At 71.8% G+C, this 16,625-nt stretch carries 15 protein-coding genes; 8 read left to right on the top strand and 7 right to left on the bottom strand.

The window, feature by feature from the left end:
* The first annotated feature begins 68 nt into the window (after window positions 1–68).
* From IOD14_RS27990 to IOD14_RS27975, 4 genes are all read left to right on the top strand, one after another.
* The gene (locus tag IOD14_RS27990; protein ID WP_212671866.1) at window positions 69–2,594 is read left to right on the top strand and encodes a sensor histidine kinase; all 2,526 of its coding nucleotides are present in this window, start codon (window positions 69–71) and stop codon (window positions 2,592–2,594) included.
* A 26-nt stretch (window positions 2,595–2,620) separates the two neighbouring features.
* Entirely contained in the window at window positions 2,621–3,064 is a 444-nt protein-coding gene (locus IOD14_RS27985) for a roadblock/LC7 domain-containing protein (protein WP_123992521.1), read from the top strand.
* 22 nt (window positions 3,065–3,086) lie between these two features.
* Complete coding sequence (locus tag IOD14_RS27980; protein WP_123987580.1) at window positions 3,087–3,500, top strand: DUF742 domain-containing protein; 414 nt, start codon at window positions 3,087–3,089, stop codon at window positions 3,498–3,500.
* Window positions 3,501–3,629: 129 nt separating this feature from the next.
* On the top strand, window positions 3,630–4,235 hold the full coding sequence (locus IOD14_RS27975; protein ID WP_123987579.1) for an ATP/GTP-binding protein: 606 nt from the start codon (window positions 3,630–3,632) through the stop codon (window positions 4,233–4,235).
* A gap of 25 nt (window positions 4,236–4,260) precedes the next feature.
* On the opposite strand, the gene IOD14_RS27970 is transcribed toward IOD14_RS27975, so the two are convergent.
* Window positions 4,261–4,689, bottom strand: coding sequence for a PPOX class F420-dependent oxidoreductase (locus tag IOD14_RS27970; RefSeq protein ID WP_123987578.1), 429 nt, complete (start codon window positions 4,687–4,689; stop codon window positions 4,261–4,263).
* Window positions 4,690–4,782: 93 nt separating this feature from the next.
* Between IOD14_RS27970 and IOD14_RS27965 the strand changes: the two genes are divergently transcribed.
* Together IOD14_RS27965 and IOD14_RS27960 are read left to right on the top strand one after the other, a co-directional pair.
* Window positions 4,783–5,196, top strand: coding sequence for a roadblock/LC7 domain-containing protein (locus tag IOD14_RS27965; RefSeq protein WP_123987577.1), 414 nt, complete (start codon window positions 4,783–4,785; stop codon window positions 5,194–5,196).
* Window positions 5,197–5,319: 123 nt separating this feature from the next.
* The gene (locus tag IOD14_RS27960) at window positions 5,320–6,201 is read left to right on the top strand and encodes a DUF6397 family protein (RefSeq protein WP_123987576.1); all 882 of its coding nucleotides are present in this window, start codon (window positions 5,320–5,322) and stop codon (window positions 6,199–6,201) included.
* A gap of 1 nt (window position 6,202) precedes the next feature.
* Here the strand turns inward: IOD14_RS27960 and IOD14_RS27955 are convergent, their stop codons facing one another.
* Entirely contained in the window at window positions 6,203–7,069 is an 867-nt protein-coding gene (locus IOD14_RS27955) for an acyl-CoA thioesterase II (RefSeq protein ID WP_123987575.1), read from the bottom strand.
* Between the two features lie 73 nt (window positions 7,070–7,142).
* On the bottom strand, window positions 7,143–9,656 hold the full coding sequence (locus tag IOD14_RS27950; protein WP_212671865.1) for a DEAD/DEAH box helicase: 2,514 nt from the start codon (window positions 9,654–9,656) through the stop codon (window positions 7,143–7,145).
* Between the two features lie 145 nt (window positions 9,657–9,801).
* On the opposite strand from IOD14_RS27950, the gene IOD14_RS27945 reads away from it, so the two are divergent.
* Window positions 9,802–10,596 carry a metal-dependent hydrolase gene (locus IOD14_RS27945; RefSeq protein ID WP_123987573.1) on the top strand — a complete coding sequence of 265 codons (795 nt, stop codon included), beginning with the start codon at window positions 9,802–9,804 and terminating at the stop codon, window positions 10,594–10,596.
* 23 nt (window positions 10,597–10,619) lie between these two features.
* On the opposite strand, the gene IOD14_RS27940 is transcribed toward IOD14_RS27945, so the two are convergent.
* The 4 genes from IOD14_RS27940 to IOD14_RS27925 form a co-directional block, all read right to left on the bottom strand.
* Window positions 10,620–10,880, bottom strand: coding sequence for a type B 50S ribosomal protein L31 (locus tag IOD14_RS27940; protein ID WP_123987572.1), 261 nt, complete (start codon window positions 10,878–10,880; stop codon window positions 10,620–10,622).
* A gap of 102 nt (window positions 10,881–10,982) precedes the next feature.
* Window positions 10,983–11,453: a DUF5709 domain-containing protein gene (locus IOD14_RS27935; protein WP_123987571.1), complete on the bottom strand. Its 471-nt coding sequence runs from the start codon at window positions 11,451–11,453 to the stop codon at window positions 10,983–10,985.
* Between the two features lie 483 nt (window positions 11,454–11,936).
* On the bottom strand, window positions 11,937–13,718 hold the full coding sequence (locus IOD14_RS27930; protein WP_212671864.1) for an ABC transporter ATP-binding protein: 1,782 nt from the start codon (window positions 13,716–13,718) through the stop codon (window positions 11,937–11,939).
* Window positions 13,715–15,643: an ABC transporter ATP-binding protein gene (locus tag IOD14_RS27925; RefSeq protein WP_212671863.1), complete on the bottom strand. Its 1,929-nt coding sequence runs from the start codon at window positions 15,641–15,643 to the stop codon at window positions 13,715–13,717. The genes IOD14_RS27930 and IOD14_RS27925 overlap by 4 nt, the downstream gene beginning before the upstream one ends.
* A 256-nt stretch (window positions 15,644–15,899) precedes the next feature.
* On the opposite strand from IOD14_RS27925, the gene IOD14_RS27920 reads away from it, so the two are divergent.
* A complete protein-coding gene (locus tag IOD14_RS27920; RefSeq protein WP_249126089.1) occupies window positions 15,900–16,610 on the top strand; it encodes a hypothetical protein in 711 nt (236 codons plus the stop codon).
* The last annotated feature ends 15 nt before the right edge of the window (window positions 16,611–16,625 follow it).

Genomic DNA, 16,625 nt, shown 5'->3' with positions numbered 1-16,625 from the left:
TCCGAGCGGCTGATCCGGGCCAGGACGCCCGACGACACGCCCCCGAACCACTCCCGAGCGAGGAGGCCATGCGTACACCGCGTAGGACCCCCACAGCCGGCGCCGAGACGCCGGACCAGACACCCGCGCGCGGGCGTCGCGCGCATGCCGGACCACCGGCCGACGAAAGCCCGGACGACTCCGCGGGCGCCCCTTCCGAGGACATACCCGCGCGCGCGGGACACTGGCGGATACGCCCCCGCACCGTCCGCGCCAAGATCGTCTGTCTGCTCATGGTGCCCGTCGTCTCACTCCTCGCGCTGTGGGCGTACGCCACCGTCAGCACCGCCCAGGACGTCTCCCGGCTGCGCCAGTTGCAGCGCGTGGACGACGCCGTGCGCTCCCCGGTCGCCGACGCGGTGACCGCGCTCCAGGCCGAGCGCGCCGTCGCGGTCCGCTACGCGACGGACCCGTCCGCCGCGCAGAGCGACGATCTCCGCAAACTCGCCGCGCGCACCGACCGGGCCGTGGCACGACTGCGGCTCGGCGACGACAACACCGTCGCCGACGGCGAGGAGCTGCCCGCCGGTGTCGCCGAGCGACTCGAGGCCTTCGTGACCGGCGCCGAGCGACTGCGCTCCCTGCGCGCCGCCGTGCTGGACCGCAGCGCCGGATGGGACGAGACGTACGGCCGCTACACGAGGACCATCGCCGGCGCCTTCGCGGTGGGCGGTGCCCTCACCGGCATCCAGGACGCCGAACTCGGCTCCGACGCACGCGTGCTGCTCGAGTTCTCCCGCGCGGGCGAGTCGCTGGCCCAGGAGGATGCCGTACTGTCCAGCGGCCGCCTGGCGGGCGTCCTGGCCGGAGAGCGGCTGCGGCTGTTCACCGGCGCCGTCGACACCCGCCGGGCCCTCACCGAGGGGGCCGTGGCCGACCTGCGGGGCTCCGACCGCGCCGCCTGGCAGAAGGTCGCCGGCAGCGGCGCCTACGCCACGGTGACCGCCGCCGAGGACCGAACGCTCGCCGCCGCCCCCGGTGCCCGCGCCGTCGAGTCGACGCCGGAGGCGACCTGGCGGGCGGCCCACGCGCGCGTGCAGGCGGGCATGCGGACCGTCGAACAGGCGGCGGGGAGCGGAGTCGCGCACCGTGCCGACCCGTTCACCCGGGGCCTGCTCACCCCGGCCGGTGCCGCGGTGCTGCTCGGCCTGATCGCCGTCGCCGCCTCGCTCGTCATTTCCGTGCGCATCGGACGCGGCCTCGTCGTCGAACTCGTGGATCTGCGCAACAGCGCTCTCGAGATCGCCCGCCGCAAACTTCCCGACGCGATGGGGCGGCTGCGTGCCGGAGACGAGATCGACATCCGGTCCGAGGCTCCGCCTGGACCGCCCGCGGAGGACGAGGCAGGACAGGTCGCCGAAGCCCTGGCCACCGTGCACCGCGCCGCGCTGCGGGCCGCCGTGGAGCGCGCCGAACTCGCCAGCGGCATCTCCGGGGTCTTCGTCAACCTCGCCCGCCGCAGCCAGGTCCTCGTCCACCGTCAGCTGAGCCTGCTGGACAGCATGGAGCGCCGCTCCGACGACCCGAACGAACTGAGCGACCTCTTCCGGCTCGACCACCTCACCACCCGAATGCGCCGCCACGCGGAGAGCCTGATCATCCTCTCCGGAGCGGCCCCCGGGCGCGCCTGGCGCATGCCGGTGTCGCTGACCAACGTGGTCCGCGCGGCCGTCTCCGAAGTCGAGGACTACGCGCGCGTGGAGGTACGTCAACTGCCCGACGCGTCCGTCGTCGGCGCGGCGGTCGCCGACCTCACCCACCTGCTCGCCGAGATCATCGAGAACGCCGCCCAGTTCTCACCGCCTCACACGCGCGTGCGTGTCACCGGCGAGCCCGTCGGCAACGGCTACGCCGTCGAGGTCGAGGACCGCGGCCTGGGCATGGGCAAGGAGACCCTCGCGGAGGCCAACCGCCGCATCGAACAGTCCGAGACGCTCGACCTGTTCGACAGCGACCGGCTCGGCCTGTTCGTGGTCAGCAGGCTCGCCGCCCGGCACGGCATCAAGGTGCACTTGCGCACTTCGCCCTACGGCGGCACCACCGCCGTCGTCCTGCTGCCCACGGCCCTGCTGCACATCAAGGCGGCGGAACGTTCCCCCGCCAGGGCCGCGGACCGGGAACGGCTCACGGAGCGCGAGTACGCGCGCGTGCCCGCCGCCGAACGGGACCAGGAGTCCGTCTCCGCCCCGGCCGAGCGGCCCGCCCTGGTGGCTCCCCTGGCTGCCGCGGCAGACGGGGGAACGACCGACACACCGCGCTCCGGAGTCACCGCCTTGCGTCTGCACCGGCCGCCCGACGAACCAGAGGAGGCCGACGACCTGCCCCGCCGCGTGCGGCAGGCGAGCCTCGCCCCTCAACTGCGCGAGCAGCGCTCCGAGGAACCGGCCCCGGCAGCCGCCCGCCGGGACGACGACGGCCGCACCCCCGAGCTCGTACGGGACCGTATGGCCGCGTACCGGGACGGTTGGGCGCGCGGCGGCGGCAGGCAGCCCGGGCGCGGTGCCACCCCGGACACCCCAGTGGGCAGAGACAGCAGCAAAGGAGACCGAGGATGATCCAGGACCCGAGCATGAGGGCCGACATGGGTGTACCCCCGCTCGATCGAAACCGGGAATGGGGCAGGTCCGGCGAACTCGACTGGCTGCTCGACGACCTGGTGCTGCGCGTGAGCGAGGTGCGCCATGCCGTGGTGCTCTCCAACGACGGCCTCGCCGTGGGCTCCTCCTCGGACCTGCGCCGTGAGGACGCGGAGCATCTCGCGGCGGTCGCCTCCGGTTTCCACAGTCTGGCCAAGGGGGCGGGCCGCCACTTCGGCGCCGGTGGAGTGCGCCAGACGATGGTCGAGATGGACGACGGCTTCCTGTTCGTGGCCGCCGCGGGAGACGGCTCCTGCCTCGCCGTCCTCACCGCCGTGACCGCGGACATAGGCCTGGTCGCCTACGAAATGGCCCGGCTGGTCAAGAGGGTCGGCGAGCACCTGTACACGCCCCCGCGCGTGGGTGCCCGGCCGCCCGCCGCCGGATGAGAGGGAAGGGCGGTCGGCTCGGATGACCGAGGACATGGCGGGCGTCCCGTACGAACAGGGCAGTCAGTGGTACGACGGCGAGGCAGGACCCCTGGTCCGTCCCTACGCGATGACGGGCGGACGCACCAAACCCGGCCCCACCGGGGTGCGCTTCGATCTGATCGCCCTCGTCACCCTCAACACGGGGGCGCCTGGAGCCGGCGACGACACGGCACTCGGACCCGAACACCGGGCCCTGATCGACCTGTGCCGCACGGAGACGCAGTCGGTGGCGGAACTGTCCGCGGGCGCCGACCTGCCCGTGGGCGTGGTCAGGGTGCTCCTGGGGGACCTCCTGGAACTCGGCTGTGTCACCGTCAGCCGCCCGGTACCGCCCGCGCAGCTGCCTGACGAACGGATTCTGCGCGAGGTGATCGAAGGGCTTCGGGCGCTGTAGATGAACGTTCAGAACCGGGAAATAAGCGGTCCAATCCCTCGAAGGGGAGTCCCAGTTGCCATGATGCTGCCTTCGCGACCCCGTACCGACGTCGCCGCCCGTTGCCGACCCTCCCGAGAGAAGTGAGCGATGGTCTCCGAGAACTCCGACGCCCAGGGCGGCGAGCAGACCGCCCTCGCGCTGAAGATACTGGTCGCCGGCGGGTTCGGCGTGGGCAAGACCACCCTGGTGGGCGCGGTCAGCGAGATCAGGCCCTTGCGCACGGAGGAACTGCTGAGCGAAGCAGGTCAGTTGGTGGACGACACCGACGGTGTGGACCAGAAGGTCACCACCACGGTCGCCATGGACTTCGGGCGCATCACCATCCGCTCCGGCCTGTCCCTGTATCTCTTCGGCACCCCCGGCCAGGACCGATTCTGGTTCCTGTGGGACGAACTGTCGCAAGGGGCCCTGGGCGCCGTCGTCCTCGCGGACACGCGGCGCCTGGAGGACTGCTTCCCGGCCGTGGACTACTTCGAGCACCGGCACATCCCGTTCGTGGTGGCCGTCAACTGCTTCGCCGGTGCCCGGACATACGGCGCCCACGACGTCTCGCGCGCCCTCGACCTCGACCAGGGCACCCCCGTCGTGCTGTGCGACGCACGGGACCGCGCCTCGGGCAAGGAGGTCCTGATCCGGCTCGTCGAGTACGCCGGACGGATGCACACCGCCCGGCTGCTCGACTCGGTGGGCTGATCCCGGGCGGAGACCGACCGGCACGTCAATCCGCGACGGACTTCTCCGCCAGCACCTTGTCGATCTGCACGCGGACGAGGAGTTCCCCCGGCACGCCGTTGCGGGAGGCGAACTCCTCGGCCCGCTCCTCGCCCATGTACCGCGCCCCTATCCGCCCGGCCCAGTGCCGGACCTCGTCGAGATCCTCCGAGATCCGGGCCCGGCCCCGCAGCACCACGTAGTCGAAGGGCGGCCGGTCGTCGTCCACGCACAGGGCGACCCGCCCGTCCCGTGCCAGGTTGCGCCCCTTCACGGTCGCCTTCCCGGTGTTGAACACCAGGTCGTCACCGTCCAGTACGAACCAGACCGGCGCCACATGTGGACTCCCGTCGGCCCGGACGGTCGACAACTTGCCGGTGCGGGTGCCGTGCGAGACGAACTCCCGCCATTCCTCATCGGTCATCTTCTGTGCCATGTCCCCATTCTCCTTGCCCCGTTGTCGGTCCTGGGGAAGGCTTGACGTGGATCCTCCGGGCAGGGGGAGACGTCACACGGGGAGACGGGACACATGCCGGAGAAGCAGGGGCTGGGCTGGCTGCTGGACGACCTGACCGAGCGCGTCGACCATGTGCGGCACGCGCTGGTGCTGTCCAACGACGGTCTGGTGACGGGCGCCAGCACCGGACTGCGCCGGGAGGACGCGGAACATCTCGCGGCCGTCTCGTCCGGACTGCACAGCCTTGCCAAGGGCTCGGGACGCCACTTCGGCGCGGGCGGAGTACGGCAGACGATGATCGAGTTCGACGACGCGGTGCTGTTCGTCACCGCCGCGGGCACTGGCAGCTGTCTGTGCGTCCTCAGCGGTTCCGACGCCGACATCGGCCAGATCGCCTACGAGATGACGCTGCTCGTCAACCGGGTCGGCGAGCACCTCGACGTGGACGCCCGCAGGCCCGAGCGAAGCCCGGCATCAGACCTCTGACCTGGGATTTCTTCGCCCCGTAGCGAGTTATCCACAGGCCTGCCACACCTCTCGCCCCACCGGCTACGGTTTCTGTCACAGCGAGCGCACACAGCGTGAGCGACGACTCCACGGGGGAGCGACATGTCGAGCAGCACGATCACCCAACTCCGGCACCAGCCCTGCACGCCCAGCCGCGCCGCACGGGAACTGGGCCTCAAGCGAAGCGAGTTCGACCTCGCCGTCCACCTCGGTCGGATTCGCACGGTGCCGGACGAAGGAGGAGGGGGCCGGCACGTCCCGCGTTCCGAGCTCGACCGGCTGCGGGCCACGGCCGGCTTCCCTGACGCACTGCGTCAACGCCTGCGGCTCGTCGGGACCACCGAGGGCGCGGAGGTCATGGAGATCCCCGTCGGCAGGTTCACCCGCCTGGCGCGCCTCGGCCTGTTCTCGCCCGTGCGCTTCTACCTCAACCGGTACCGGGCCGTCGTGTGGCTGTATCTGGCCGACGAACTCGAGGAGTTCACGACCGTTGAGGAGAACACCCCGCTGCTGACCGCACGGCGCATGCCCGAGGGGCTGCGCGACCTGCTGGACGAGGGCGTGGACCTGCGGGCCCGCAACTGGCGCGGACGCCACCGCGGATTCCTCCTGCGTCTCGCCGAGGACCCCTGGGAGAGCGCCGGAGCCCTCGCCGCCTTCCTCGACCCCGTCCGGATCGCGGAGCTCGTTCCCGACCCCTACGAGCGGTCCCACCTGAGCCGCTTCCGGCCAGGACCGCCCGGGCACGGGGCGCAGGGCTCGCCCGCCGCACTCCTCGTCGAGAAGATCATGACGGCGGACGACCCGGCCGAGATCGACTGGCTGGGGACCGAACTGACCCGCGCCCTGGAGGACGCCCGACACTTCCGGCCCGCACCCCGCCCGTCGGCCAGGCCGGCACCGCCCGCCCTGCCGCAGAACGAGCCGGCACCTCCGGAGCCGTCCCGCGGGCTGTTGGGCCGGCTGTGGCGCAGAAGCGGCTGAGCTACAGCGGCCGGAACAGCCCCTCCTGGACGACGGACACCAGCAGGCGCCCCTCCCGGTCGTAGATCCGGCCCCGGGCCAGACCGCGTCCGCCCGTCGCGATCGGCGACTCCTGGTCGTACAGGAACCACTCGTCCGTGCGGAACGGCCGGTGGAACCACATGGCGTGATCCAGCGAGGCGATGTCGAAGCTCCGCGGGCCCCACAGCGGCTGGACCGGGAGGCGGACGGCGTCCAGGAGGGTCATGTCGCTCGCGTAGGTCAGCGCGCAGGTGTGGACGACCGGGTCGTCCCCGAGCGGCCCGACCGCGCGCATCCACACCGCGCTGCGCGGCTCGGCGTCCTTGACCTCCTCGGCGGTCCAGCGCAACCGGTCCACATAGCGGATGTCGAAGGGCTGGCGGCGCGCCATCCGCTCCAACTGCTCGGGCAGTTCGCCCAGATGCTCCCGGATCTCGTCGCCGACCCTCGGCAGGGACTCCGGGTCCGGGACCTTGCGGGCGGGAGGCAGCTGGTGCTCGAAAGGACCTTCCTCAGGCTTGTGAAAGGAGGCGGTGAGATTGAAGATCGTGCGGCCCTGCTGCACGGCGGTGACCCGGCGCGTGGTGAACGACCGCCCGTCGCGCACCCGCTCGACCTGGTACACGATGGGTACCCCGGGCCGGCCCGGACGAAGGAAGTACGCGTGCAGCGAGTGCACCGGACGCTCGCCGTCCGTGGTGCGGGCGGCGGCGACCAGCGCCTGGCCCGCCACCTGGCCGCCGAAGACCCGCTGGAGGGACTCGTGCGGGCTTCGGCCACGGAAGATGTTGACCTCGATCTGCTCCAGGTCGAGCAGGTCGACGAGCCTCTCGGCCGGGTTCGTCATGGGTGGGATTCTCCTTGGCTCACAACTGGCCTGTGGCTCGCGTCTTGTCTGTGGCTCACAAGCGGCCCACGGCTCACAGCTGTCCGACATCGGTGACCCGGACGACCGCGCGGCCCTCCGCGTCGGAGGCGGTGAGGTCGATCTCCGCGCTGATGCCCCAGTCATGGTCGCCGTTCGGGTCGGCGAAAGTCTGCCGGACGCGCCACAGCCGGTTCTGCGGCTCCTCCTCGATCCGCAGCAGCTTGGGGCCACGGGCGTCGGGGCCGGTGCCGAGGTCGTCGTACTCGTCCCAGTACTTGTCCATCGCCTCGCCCCACGCGTCCGCGTCCCAGCCGGCCTCGCCGTCCATCTCGCCGAGCTCCTCGACCTGGTCCAGCGCGGCGAGTTCGACACGGCGGAACAGGGCGTTGCGGACCAGGACCCGGAAGGCGCGCGCGTTGGTGGTGACGGGCTTGACCTCGTCGGCCCTCTCCTGGGCCTCCTCGGCGGTCATCTCCTCCGGGTTGGCGAGCTGCTCCCACTCGTCCAGGAGGCTGGAGTCGACCTGGCGGACCGTCTCGCCGAGCCACTCGATCAGGTCCTGCAGATCCTCGGACTTGAGGTCGTCCGGGATGTTGTGGTCGAGCGTCTTGTAGGCGCTCGCGAGGTAGCGCAGGACGATGCCCTCGGTGCGGGCGAGGTCGTAGAAGGAGACCAACTCCGTGAAGGTGAGGGCCCGTTCGTACATGTCGCGGATGACGGACTTCGGGGAGAGCGGATGGTCGCCGACCCAGGGGTGGCTCTTGCGGTAGGTGTCGTAGGCGTGGAAGAGCAGCTCCTCCAGCGGCTTCGGGTACGAGATGTCCTGGAGGCGCTCCATGCGCTCCTCGTACTCGACGCCGTCCGCCTTCATCGCGGCCACGGCCTCGCCCTTCGCCTTGTTCAGCTGGGCCACGAGGATCTGCCGTGGGTCGTCCAGAGTGGACTCCACGACGGACACCATGTCCAGGGCGTAGGACGGCGATTCGGGGTCCAGCAGCTCGAACGCGGCGAGCGCGAACGTGGACAGCGGCTGGTTCAGCGCGAAGTCCTGCTGGAGGTCCACGGTGAGGCGGACGATCCGGCCCGTGGCGTCGGGCTCGTCGAGCCTCTCGACGATGCCGCCGTCCAGCAGCGAGCGGTAGATGGCGATCGCCCGCCGAATGTGCCGCACCTGCTGCTTGCGCGGCTCGTGGTTGTCCTCCAGGAGGTGCCGCATCGCCTCGAAGGCGTTGCCGGGACGCGCGATCACCGACAGCAGCATCGTGTGGGTCACCCGGAAGCGGGAGGTCAGCGGCTCCGGTTCGGAGGCGATCAGCTTCTCGAAGGTGTTCTCCGTCCAGCCGACGAAGCCCTCGGGCGCCTTCTTGCGGACGACCTTGCGGCGCTTCTTCGGATCGTCACCCGCCTTCGCGAGCGCCTTCTCGTTCTCGATCACGTGCTCCGGGGCCTGTGCGACGACGAAGCCCGCCGTGTCGAAGCCGGCCCGGCCGGCCCGCCCGGCGATCTGGTGGAACTCACGGGCCCGCAGGGTGCGCACCCGGTTGCCGTCGTACTTGGTGAGCGCAGTGAACAGCACCGTGCGGATGGGCACGTTGACGCCGACACCGAGCGTGTCCGTGCCGCAGATGACCTTCAGCAGACCGGCCTGGGCGAGCTTCTCCACCAGCCGCCGGTACTTGGGCAGCATGCCGGCGTGATGGACCCCGATGCCGTGCCGCACGTAACGGGAGAGGTTGCGGCCGAACTTGGTGGTGAAGCGGAAGTTGCCGATCAGGTCGGCGATCTGGTCCTTCTCCTCACGCGAGCACATGTTGATGCTCATCAGCGCCTGCGCCCGCTCCACGGCCTGCGCCTGCGTGAAGTGCACGATGTAGACGGGCGCCTGCCTGGTCTCCAGGAGCTCCGTCAGGGTCTCGGTGAGCGGGGTGAGCTTGTACTCGTAGGAGAGCGGGACCGGACGAGTCGCCGAGCGGACCACCGACGTCGGCCGGCCGGTGCGCCGGGTCAGGTCCTTCTCGAACATCGACACATCGCCGAGCGTGGCCGACATCAGCACGAACTGCGCCTGGGGCAGCTCCAGGATCGGGATCTGCCAGGCCCAGCCCCGGTCCGCCTCGGCGTAGAAGTGGAACTCGTCCATGACGACCTGGCCGACGTCCGCGTTCTTGCCGTCCCGCAGCGCGATCGAGGCCAGCACCTCGGCGGTGCAGCAGATGACCGGGGCGTCGGCGTTGACGGAGGCGTCGCCGGTCAGCATGCCGACGTTCTCCGTGCCGAACATCTTGCACAGCTCAAAGAACTTCTCCGACACGAGCGCCTTGATGGGCGCGGTGTAGAAGGTGACCTCGTCACGGGCGAGGGCCGCGAAGTGCGCACCCGCCGCGATCATGCTCTTGCCGGAGCCGGTGGGCGTCGACACGATCACGTTCGCGCCGGAGACCACCTCGATCAGCGCCTCCTCCTGATGGGGGTAGAGCGTCAGACCCCGCTCCTCGGCCCACGACTCGAAGGCTTCGTAGAGGGCGTCGGGGTCGGCGGTCGGCGGCAGCTGATCGATGAGGGTCACCCACCCATCTTGCCTGTCCGGACGCCCGATGGGGGAATCGGATGCGAGGCCGATGATCACGACCAGTACGCTGTGTCGCCGACGGAGCGTCAGCGCAGCCGGTCAACTGGACAGTGGCACACGAGGAATGGGGCGGGCAACGCCGATGATGGGACCAGCACACTCACTGTCGGGCGCCGCGGCCTGGCTCGGCGTAGGTGCGGCCGCCGCCGCCACGGGGCACACCATGCCGTGGCCCGTGCTCCTGGCCGGGGCCCTGATCTGCGCCGGAGCTGCTCTGGCTCCCGACCTCGACCACAAGGCGGCCACGATCTCGCGGGCCTTCGGACCGGTCTCACGGGCCCTGTGCGAGATCGTCGACAAGCTTTCCTACGCCGTCTACAAGGCCACCAAGAAGCAGGGCGACCCGCGGCGCTCCGGCGGGCACCGCACGCTCACCCACACCTGGCTGTGGGCGGTGCTGATCGGTGCGGGCTGCTCGGTGGCGGCGATCACCGGCGGCCGCTGGGCGGTGCTGGCGATCCTGTTCGTGCACATGGTGCTGGCCATCGAGGGCCTGCTGTGGCGGGCGACCCGGGGCTCCAGCGCCGACGTCCTGGTCTGGCTGCTGGCCGCGACCAGCGCGTGGATCATCGCGGGTGTTCTGGACAAGCCGGGCAACGGCTCGGACTGGCTGTTCACGCAGCCCGGCCAGGAGTACCTGTGGCTGGGGCTGCCGGTCGTGCTGGGCGCGCTCGTGCACGACATCGGGGACGCGCTGACGGTCTCCGGCTGCCCGATCCTGTGGCCGATCCCGGTGGGGCGCAAGCGCTGGTACCCGATCGGTCCGCCGAAGGTCATGCGGTTCCGTGCGGGCAGCTGGGTCGAGTTGAAGGTGCTGATGCCGGCGTTCATGCTCCTCGGAGGAGTGGGCTGCGCGGCGGCGCTCAACTTCATCTGAGGCCCGGGCGCCGCTCTCCCTGCTCAGCCGCCCTGGCCGGTCCCGCTCCCGTACCGCCGCTCGAAGGCGGCCACGCGTCCCTCGGAGTCCACCGTCCGCGCCTTGCCGGTGTAGAAGGGGTGGCTCTCGGAGGAGATCTCCACGTCCACCACCGGGTAGATCTCGCCGTCGTCCCACTCGATGGTCTGGTCGCTGGTGGCGGTGGACCGGGTCAGGAAGGCGTAGCCGGCGGAGCGGTCGCGGAAGACGACCTCGTGGTAGTCGGGGTGCTTGTCCTGCTGCATGGCTGCTCCTTCGGCGACGCTGGGCGGGTGCGGGGTACGGAGTGCGCGGTGGGGACAGCGCGGGGCGGCGGGCCGCGTGAACCGATCGGCCGGCCGCGACGGTCAGCCGGACAGGGACTCCTCGTCGACGATGTGCATCGCGGCCTCCTCCGCGGACGCCGCGGCACCGTCGATGCCGACGTCCGTGGCGATCAGCGCGCTCTCCTCGTCCTCGTGGGCCCCCTCGTCGGGAGCCACGAGCCGGCCGGAACGCGTCGCGCCGACCTCGTTGTCGAGGAGCTCGCCGTCGGTGCCGTCGACATCGCCGATGCCGTCGCCGTCGGAGGGCTCCAGGTCGGGCACCTCCTCGGCGAGCCGTTCGTCCAGCGTCTCGCCCCGCCGGCGCTCGGCGGCCGTCACCCCGTTGTGCTCGACCGCCCACGATCTCTCCGGCGGGGACCAGCCCCGGTCGAGAGGATCGCCGACTCCGTCGTCCTCCAGGGTGTCCTCAGCGTCGAGCAGGCCCGCGTCGTCCTGGATCTCGGATCCGTCGGGCTGGTAGACGTCGTCTCCCCATCCGTCGGAGCTGTCCACGGGTACCTCCAGGTGAGGGGGACGGACCCGGTACTCCCGCGGCCCGGGACGGACCACGGATCGCCGGGGCACCTGCCGCGCCCGCCACCGAACCGTGCCGACCGCGGGCGCTCCCTGAGCCGGTGCTGCTGCCAGCCTCGCACCCCCTTTCGGGACTGCGCAACGGCACGTGGTCGCTGCGCGGGCTGGAGCGGGGGGAGAGGGCTGGAGGTGAGGGCCGGGGAGGGCCTGGGAGGGCTGTCCCGGTATGTGCTCCCAGCCGCCAGCCGCCAGCCGCCAGCCGCCAGCCGCCAGCCGCCAGCCGCCAGCCGCCAGCCGCCAGCCGCCAGCCGCCAGCCGCCAGCCGCCAGCCGCCAGCTCCCGCCGTCAGCCGTCAGCTCCCGCCGTCAGCCGTCAGCCCCCGCCGCCAGCCCCCGCTGCCCGCCGTCAGCCGTCAGCCGTCAGCCGTCAGCCGTCGGTCCGGCCCCGCCCCCCGGCACCCCCTCACCCGTGCCAAGACCTCCACAGCGCCGCATACGCCCCGTCCGCCGTGACGAGATCGTCATGGCTGCCCAGTTCGCTGATGCGGCCGTTCTCGACGACGGCGATGACGTCCGCGTCGTGGGCGGTGTGCAGGCGGTGGGCGATGGCGACCACCGTGCGGCCGTCGAGGACGCGGGCCAGGGAGCGTTCGAGGTGACGGGCGGCCCGTGGGTCGAGCAGCGACGTCGCCTCGTCCAGGACCAGCGTGTGAGGGTCGGCCAGCACCAGTCGGGCCAGTGCGACCTGCTGGGCCTGGGCCGGGGTGACGGTCAGCCCGCCCGAGCCGACCTCGGTGTCGAGGCCGTCGTCCAGCGCCCGTGCCCAGCCGTCCGCGTCGACCGCGCCGAGGGCCGCCCAGAGCTCGGCGTCCGTGGCGTCCGTGCGAGCGAGCAGGAGGTTGTCGCGCAGGGAGCCCACGAAGACGTGGTGCTCCTGGTTGACGAGGGCCACATGCTCACGGACCCGTTCGGCGGACATCCGGGACAGTTCGGCGCCGCCGAGGGTGATCCGGCCGTCCCGGGGCGCGTAGATGCCGGCCAGCAGCCTGCCCAGGGTGGACTTGCCGGCGCCCGAGGGGCCGACCAGTGCCAGCCTGGTGCCGGGTGCGACCTCGAGGGACACCTTGCGCAGCACGTCCACACCCTCCAGGTAGCCGAAGTGCACCCGGTCCGCGTGGACGTCCCGCCCCTCGGGAGCGAGGCCCGCGTCCGCGCCGGCCGGCTCGATGTCGCGGACCCCGACCAGCCGGGCCAGCGACACCTGGGCCACCTGGAGCTCGTCGTACCAGCGCAGGATCAGCCCGACCGGGTCGACCAGCATCTGCGCGATCAGCGCGCCCGTCGTCAGCTGGCCGACGCCGATCCATCCCTGGAGGACGAACACCCCGCCGACCATCAGCACCGACGAAAGGATCATGACGTGGCTGACGTTGATGCACGGGAAGAGCACCGACCGCAGCCACAGGGTGTAGCGCTCCCAGGCGGTCCACTCCTTGATCCGGCGCTCCGACAGCTCGATGCGGCGGGCGCTCAGACGGTGCGCCTCGACCGTGCGCCCGGCGTCCACGGTCTCGGCGAGCGCGGCGGCCACGGCCGCGTATCCGGCGGCCTCCGAGCGATAGGCCGAGGGCGCCCGCTTGAAGTACCAGCGGCAGCCGATCACCAGGAGGGGGAGCGCGAGCAGCACGGCGGCGGCCAGCGGCGGTGCGGTGATCACGAGTCCGCCGAGGAGCAGGGCCGCCCACACCACGCCGATCGCCAGCTGTGGCACGGCCTCGCGCATCGCGTTGCCGAGCCGGTCGATGTCCGTGGTGATCCTGGACAGCAGGTCACCGGTCCCGGCCCGCTCCAGGACGCCCGGCGGCAGGCCGACCGACCGCACGAGGAAGTCCTCGCGCAGATCGGCCAGCATGCGTTCACCGAGCATCGAGCCGCGCAGCCGCACCTGCCGTACGAACACGGCCTGGACGATCAGCGCGATCACGAACAGCGCGGCCGTCAGCTCCAGATGGAGTTCTCGAGCCCCGTCCGAGACCCGCTCCACGAGGTCGCCGAGGAGCCAGGGCCCGACCATGGAGGCCACGACCGAGACGGTGTTCACGCCGACGAGGACCGCGAAGGCACGGCGGTGCCGTTGGAACAGTTCGGCCACGTAGGCGCGTACGGTCGCGGTGGCTCCGACGGGCAGGGTGTTCGCCGTCGTCAGTGCCGCCGGGTCGTAGGCCGGTGGCGCCACGCCGATCATGCCGTCTCCTCGATCTCTTCCAGTTCGTGCAGGACATCCTGTGCGTGCAGTGCGTCGTGTGTGTGCAGTGCGTCGCGTTGGTTCCGTACGTCGTGCTCGTTCCGTACGTCGTGCTCGTTCGGTCGGTCGTCGAGGGCGGCCTCTTCGTCCGTCTCGCGGGTGACGACCGCCCGGTACCGCGGTTCCTTGCGCACCAGTTCGCGGTGCACGCCGACCGCCCTGACCTCGCCCTCGTGCACGAGCACCACGCGGTCGGCGTGGTCGAGCAGCAGCGGCGAGGAGGTGAACACCACGGTCGTGCGCCCGGCCCGCAGGTCCCGCAACGCCTCCGCGATCCGTGCCTCGGTGTGCGAGTCGACGGCGGAGGTCGGCTCGTCCAGGACGAGCACCTGCGGGTCGGTGTACAGGGACCGGGCCAGGGCGAGCCGCTGGCGCTGGCCGCCGGACAGGGACCGCCCGCGCTCGGTGATGCGCGCGTCCATCGGGTCCTCGGCGCCCAGGGACCCCTGGACCAGGGCGGCTAGGACATCCGCGCACTGCGCGGCCGTGAGCGCCTCCTCGGCCCCGACGTCACCCGAGGCGGGCACGTCGAGCAGGTCGCGCAGGGTCCCGGAGAGCAGCACCGGGTCCTTGTCCTGGACGAGGACGGCCGTGCGCGCCGAGTCGAGCGGCAGCTCGTCCAGCGGCACCCCGTCCAGCAGCACCGACGTGCCGGTCTCGGAGGGGTGCCCGCCGAGGCGCTCGGCCAGCAGCCCCGCCGCGTCCGGGTCGCCGCACACCACGGCGGTCAGACGGCCGGAGGGAGCGAGCAGACCGGTGGCGGGGTCGTACAGATCCCCGTTCGGCAGACCCTCCCCGCCACTGCCCCGCGAACCGCCCCCGTCCTGCGAACCCTCCGAGCCCTCGCCCCGGACCCCCTCCGCGGACGTGGCGCGTTCCAGTGACAGCACCCGGGCGGCCCGCGTGGCCGAGGGGCGGGAGAAGGAGTACGCCATGGCGATCTCCTCGAAGTGCCGCAGCGGATAGGTGAGGATCATGACCGAGCTGTAGACGGCGACCAGTTCGCCGATCTCGACGCGGCCCTGCTCGGCCAGGTGGACGCCGTACCAGACGATGGCGATCAGCAGCAGCCCTGGCAGCAGTACCTGGATCGCGGCGATCAGGGACCACATCCGGGCGCTGCGCACGGCCGCGTGGCGCACCTCTTGGGACGCCCTGCGGTAGCGGTCGAGGAAGAGCTCCTCGCCGCCGATGCCGCGCAGCACCCGCAGACCGGCGACGGTGTCGGAGGCCAGCTCGGTGGCGCGGCCGGCCTTCTCGCGCTGGAAGTCGGCGCGCCTGGTCGCGCGCGGCAGCAGCGGCAGCGCCGCGAGGGCCACGACCGGCAGGCCCACGGCGACCACCGCGCCCAACGAGGGCTGGTAGACGACCAGTCCGGCACAGACGACCACGATGGTGACGGCCGCCGCGGTGAACCGCGACCAGGCCTCCACGAACCAGCCGATCTTCTCGACGTCACCCGTGGAGACGGCCACGACCTCGCCGGCCGCGACCCGCCGGGTCAGCGCCGAGCCCAGGTTCGCGGCCTTGTGTGCCAGCAGCTGCTGGACGCGCGCGGCGGCCGTGATCCAGTTGGTGACGGCGGTGCGGTGCAGGAAGGTGTCGCCGAGCGCGCTGCCGAAGCAGCACAGCGCCAGCAGGCCGCCCGCGAGGGCGAGTCGGCGGCCGGAGTGGTCGACGACCGCCTGGACGGCCACGCCGACGCACAGGGGCAGCGCGGAGATGGACAGGAAGTGCAGCAGTCCCCAGGCCAGTGACTTGAGCTGTCCGCCCAGCTGGTTCCTGAAGAGCCACCACAGGAACCGGGGGCCCGAGCGGGCGTCCGGCACTCCCGGGTCGGGATACGGAAGGTCTTGGATCTGCATGACGGGTGACGTCCCAGTGGCTCGTGTCAGGGGGGTGGGAGGGAGCCGCGCACGGCGGCTGCAAACCGTGAAAGGTTCGCGGCAGAGCGTGGTCGCAGGCAACAGGTTTTCCGCCGCGCCGCACAGTTCCGGCTGCGCCCGCCGAACCGGCGGCCCCGCAGTTCCGGCTGCGCCCGCCGAACCGGCGGCCCCCGGATCCTGGTGCGACCATGGAGCGATGCGATGCGATGCGATGCGAGGCGCGGGCGCACGGCGGATGACAGTGACGGCGACGGTCCTGGGAGCACTGCTGATCCCCCTGGCAGGCTGTGGCGGCGGCCCGGGCCCGGACTCGGCGCACACGCGCGACACCCGCACCGGGTCCGCCGACAGACCCGCGGCCCGGCCGACCGGCGTTCCCGACGTCGGCGACCGTCTCCAGCGCCGCATCCCCGCCGACTCCCGGCAGGTCCTCGCGGTCTACGGCGAGGGCAGGGACTCCGCGGAGGCCGTCGCCGTGCTCTACGTGAAACGCGGTTCCGGTTGGGACCGTGTCCGCGGCTGGCCCGCGCACAACGGTAAGAAGGGCTGGACCACCGACCACCACGAGGGCGACAAGCGCAGCCCCGTCGGCGTGTTCACCCTCAGCGACGCGGGCGGCGCGCTCCCGGACCCCGGAGCCGCGCTGCCGTACACCCGGTCCGCCGCCATCGCGGCCCCGCGCTGGTGGCCCAGGTCCCACTGGCACGACTTCGACTACGTCATCGCCATCGACTACAACCGTGTCGAGGGCACTCCGCCGAACAACCAGGCCCGGCCCGAGGGTTACTCCAAAGGTGGCGGGATCTGGCTGCACTTGGACCACGGCGGCGGTACGTCGGCCTGTGTGAGCGTGTCCAGGTCGGCGATGCGGTATCTGCTGCGCACGCTCGATCCGGCCCTGCGTCCGGTGGTGGTGATGGGGGACCGGGCAGAGCTGAGCGCCTGAGTCCGCCGCGGGAGG

Source organism: Streptomyces sp. A2-16 (genome assembly GCF_018128905.1).
In the GTDB taxonomy this organism is placed as follows: Bacteria; Actinomycetota; Actinomycetes; order Streptomycetales; family Streptomycetaceae; genus Streptomyces.
Note: the sequence above shows the minus strand (reverse complement) of the source record. Positions and strands in the feature narration are given on the sequence as shown.